This window comes from Streptomyces sp. WAC05292 (assembly GCF_003949955.1).
Classification (GTDB): Bacteria; Actinomycetota; Actinomycetes; order Streptomycetales; family Streptomycetaceae; genus Streptomyces; species Streptomyces globosus.
In genome coordinates this window covers 1-3,979 of record NZ_RPSE01000490.1, presented here as the reverse complement: position 1 = coordinate 3,979, position 3,979 = coordinate 1, and the positions used below count along the sequence as shown (strand labels likewise).

The 3,979-nt window shown below is 74.3% G+C and carries 5 protein-coding genes; all 5 read left to right on the top strand.

The window, feature by feature from the left end; all coding sequences use genetic code 11:
* Window positions 1-1,096 (top strand): glycerophosphoryl diester phosphodiesterase membrane domain-containing protein (locus tag EF903_RS29820; protein ID WP_125548114.1); only part of this gene is annotated, 1,096 nt, incomplete at its 5' end.
* 6 nt (window positions 1,097-1,102) lie between these two features.
* Window positions 1,103-1,360 (top strand): hypothetical protein, encoded by a 258-nt coding sequence (locus EF903_RS29815; protein ID WP_399421982.1) that lies wholly within the window; start codon window positions 1,103-1,105, stop codon window positions 1,358-1,360.
* Window positions 1,357-1,971, top strand: a complete 615-nt coding sequence (locus tag EF903_RS29810) for an NADH-quinone oxidoreductase subunit J (protein WP_125548113.1) — start codon at window positions 1,357-1,359, stop codon at window positions 1,969-1,971. Before EF903_RS29815 ends, EF903_RS29810 begins: the two co-directional genes overlap by 4 nt.
* On the top strand, window positions 1,971-2,333 hold the full coding sequence (gene nuoK / locus EF903_RS29805; protein ID WP_114053699.1) for an NADH-quinone oxidoreductase subunit NuoK: 363 nt from the start codon (window positions 1,971-1,973) through the stop codon (window positions 2,331-2,333). The genes EF903_RS29810 and nuoK overlap by 1 nt, the downstream gene beginning before the upstream one ends.
* On the top strand, window positions 2,330-3,979 hold a 1,650-nt coding region (locus EF903_RS29800), incomplete at its 3' end, for an NADH-quinone oxidoreductase subunit L (RefSeq protein ID WP_125548112.1). The genes nuoK and EF903_RS29800, both read left to right, overlap by 4 nt.

Genomic DNA, 3,979 nt, shown 5'->3' with positions numbered 1-3,979 from the left:
GGCCGGGGCCGCCGGGGTAGCCGTACGGGCTGCCGGGGCCGGCCCGCAGCAGCCCGCCCCCGGCGGCTGGAACCGCGGCGGCACCGGCCCCGGCAGCCCGTACGGCTACCCCGGCGGCCCCGGCCGGTGGGGCAAGCCCCCGGCCGCCAAGCCGGGCGTCATCCCGCTCCGCCCCCTCGACATGGGCGAGATCCTCGACGGCGCCGTCGCCACCATGCGGCGCCACTGGCGCTCCGTCTTCGCGATCACCCTCGTCATCGCCACGGTCGTCCAGGTCGCCGACGTCCTGCTGAAGAAGTACGCCTTCCCGGCCGTCCCCGTCATGAGCGAGGAGCCGGACCTCCAGGAGCTCGTCGACTCCCTCACCGACACGCTCCTGTCGAGCCTGGGCACCGCCTTCGTCCAGTTCATCGCCGGAATCCTGGCGACCGCCCTGCTCACCATGGTCTTCAGCCGGGCCGTCGTCGGCCGCGCCTCGTCCGTCGGCGAGGCCTGGCGCGACGCCCGCCCGCAGCTGCCCCGCCTGGTCGGCCTGGCCCTGGCCATCGGGCTGGGCGCCGCCGTCCTCGCCACCGTGCTGCTCCTGCCGGGCGTCCTCACCCGGAGCGCCGGCCTGCTCCTGCTCGGCGGCCTCGCCGCGCTGCCGCTGCTGCTCTGGCTCGCGATCAGGTTCACGCTGGCCTCGCCGGCGCTGATGCTGGAGAAGTCCGGCATCGTCACCGCCCTGCGCCGCTCCTCCAAGCTCGTCCAGGGCTCCTGGTGGCGGATCTTCGGCATCACGGCCCTGACCGCGATCATCACGCTCGTCGTGTCGTTCGCGATCCTCATTCCGATCAACGGCCTCGCGCTGCTCATCGCGGGCGGCCTCGACGGCTTCGACCAGCAGACCCTGGCCACCAGCTGGTCGTTCCTGGTCATCTCCGGCATCGGCGCGGTCATCGTGCAGACCGTCACCATCCCGATGCAGGCAGGCGTCACCGTCCTCCTCTACGTCGACCAGCGCATCCGCCGCGAGGCCCTCGACCTGGAGCTGGCCCGCGCGGCCGGCCTCCACGAGTACGGCTCGGACCCCGCGGCCCCGCCCACGGCCGGCTAGCCGCCCGTGGCGAGCAGGGGGGAACGCATCGCGGGCGCGGCGGCCGGGGAGACTCCGCCGGTCACGACGCCTCGCGGGCCGGCCCGCGAGGCGGCCGAACGGGAGCTGTCCGACCCGGCCTACCACCAGAACGACCCCGGCCTGCTGCGGCGCGCCCTGGACGCCTTCTGGGAGTGGCTCGGCGACCTCTTCGACCGGGCCGGCTCGGCCGCCCCCGGCGGCACCGCCCCCGGCACCGGCGCCCCCGGGGAGGCGGACGCGTGACCCCCGCATCCACCGCCCTCGCCACCGCGGCGACGGCCGCCGCCGAGCGCGGCTTCCTCTCCCCGACCGGCGTCGAGATCGCGTTCGTCCTCGTCGGCCTCGCCACCCTCGGCGCGGCCGTCGTCACCGTCACCACCCGCCAACTCGTCCACGCCGCCCTGTGGCTGGTCGTGGCGCTCGGCGGGATCGCCGTCGAGTACCTGCTGCTCACCGCCGAGTTCATCGCCTGGGTGCAGGTCCTCATCTACCTCGGCTCCGTCATCGTCCTCCTCCTCTTCGGCCTCATGCTCACCAAGGCCCCCATCGGCCGCTCCCCGGACGCCGACTCCGGCAACCGGGGGGTCGCCCTCGGCGTCGCCGCCGTGGCCGCCGCCGCACTCGTCTGGGTGGTCGTCGACGCCTTCCGCACCACCTGGGTCGACCTCGACGGCCCCGTCCAGGGCTCCACCCGGGTCACCGGCGAAATCCTCTTCCAGCACTGGGTGCTGCCGTTCGAAGCGCTGTCCGTCCTCCTCCTCGCCGCCCTCATCGGCGCCATCGTTCTCTCCCGCAAGGACACGGCGGACACCGCCGCCGCACCCGCCGACGCCACCGACCAGGGGGAGAGCTGATGCACCTCGCCTACCCCGCCGTGCTCGCGGCGCTCCTGTTCTGCACCGGGCTCTACGGGGTCCTGGCCCGCCGCAACGCCATCCTGGTCCTGATGTCCGTCGAGCTCATGCTCAACGCCGTCAACCTCAACCTCGTGGCCTTCGACGTCTGGCTCCGCGACACCCTGCACGCCGGCCAGGCCCTCACGCTCTTCACCATCGCCATCGCCGCCGCCGAGATCGGCATCGGCCTCGCGATCGTGCTGATGGTCTACCGCAACCGGGGCACCTCGGACGTCGACCGGCTCCGCGACACCGCCGAGACCCGCGAACCCGACACGACCGGCACGACCGGCACCGCCCGGCCGGAGGTCGCCGCGTGAGCACCACCACCCTCGCCGTCCTCGTCCCGCTCCTCCCCTTCCTCGGCGCCGCCGCCGGCCTCCTCCTCGGACGCACCGCTCCCGGCTTCGTCCGCCCCCTCGCCGTCCTCCCCGCCCTGGCCGCAGCCGTCCTCGCCGTGCTCGTCGCCGTCCGGCAGGGCGGCGGCCCCGCCCTCGACGCCGCCACCGAGCTCACCCCGACCGGCTCCGTACCGATCGAGCTGTCCCTCCACATCGACGGCTTCGCCGCCCTGACCGCCGTCCTCGTCGCCACCGTCTCCACCTGCGTCCAGCTGTACTCGACGGCCTACCTGCGCGAGGACCCCCGCTACCCCTCGTACGCCGCGCTCGTCTCCCTCTTCACCTCCGCCATGCTCCTCGTCGTCTACTCCGGCGACCTCATGGTGCTGCTGGTCGGCTGGGAAGTCATGGGCATCTGCTCCTACTTCCTCGTCGGGCACTACTGGGAGACCGAGGCGGCCCGCTCCGCCTCCCTCAAGGCCTTCCTCGTCACCAAGCTCGGCGACGTCCCCTTCCTGATCGGCCTGTTCGCGCTCGCCGCCGACACCGGCTCCTTCCAGATCACCGACATCCTCGGCTCCGTCGCCGCGGGCGGGCTCGACCACCCGACCGTGATCGCCCTGCTGCTCCTCGCAGGCGTCGCCGGCAAGTCCGCGCAGTTCCCGCTGCACACCTGGCTCCCCGACGCCATGGCCGGCCCCACCCCCGTCTCCGCGCTGATCCACGCGGCGACGATGGTCGCCGCCGGCGTGTACTTCGTCGCCCGCCTCCTCCCCGTCTTCACGGCCTCCCAGGCCGCGCTCCTCGTCATGGCCGCGATGGCCGCCGTCACGATGGCCGGCTCCGCCCTCGCCGCCCTCGCACAGGACGACATCAAGCGGGTCCTCGCCTACTCCACCATCGGCCAGCTCGGCTACATGACCGGCGCCCTCGCCGTCGGCGACCGCGGCGCCGCCGTCTTCCACCTCCTGTCCCACGGCGCCTTCAAAGCCCTCCTCTTCCTCGGCGCCGGCGTGATCATCCACGCCGCCGGCACCAACTCCCTCGCCGCCATGGCCCGCATGGACGGCCTCGCCCGACGCGTCCCCGACGCCTTCTGGACCATGACGATCGGCCTGCTCGCGCTCGCCGCGATCCCGCCCTTCGCCGGCTTCTTCTCCAAGGAAGCCGTCCTCGTCGCCGCCGAGAACGCCGCCGCCGGCCACACCGAGGCCGTCCCCGCCGCAGCCGGATGGCTCGTCCTCGCCTCCGGCGTGCTCACCGCCCTCCTCACCGCCGCCTACGCGACCCGCCTGTGGCTCATGGCCTTCCGCGGCCGCGGCGCCGCCGCCCCCGACCACGGCAGGCAGCCCCTCGCCATGACCGGCGTCCTGTGGCTGCTGGCCCTCCCCTCCCTCGCCTTCGGACTCGCCGCCGGCCCCCTCGCCGACTGGTTCGACGGCGGACAGCTCACGCCGACCGCGGCCACCACCGTCCTCGGCACCGGCGCCGCCGCCTCCGCGACCCGCCTGTGGCTCATGGCCTTCCGCGGCCGCGGCGCCGCCGCCCCCGACCACGGCAGGCAGCCCCTCGCCATGACCGGCGTCCTGTGGCTGCTGGCCCTCCCCTCCCTCGCCTTCGGACTC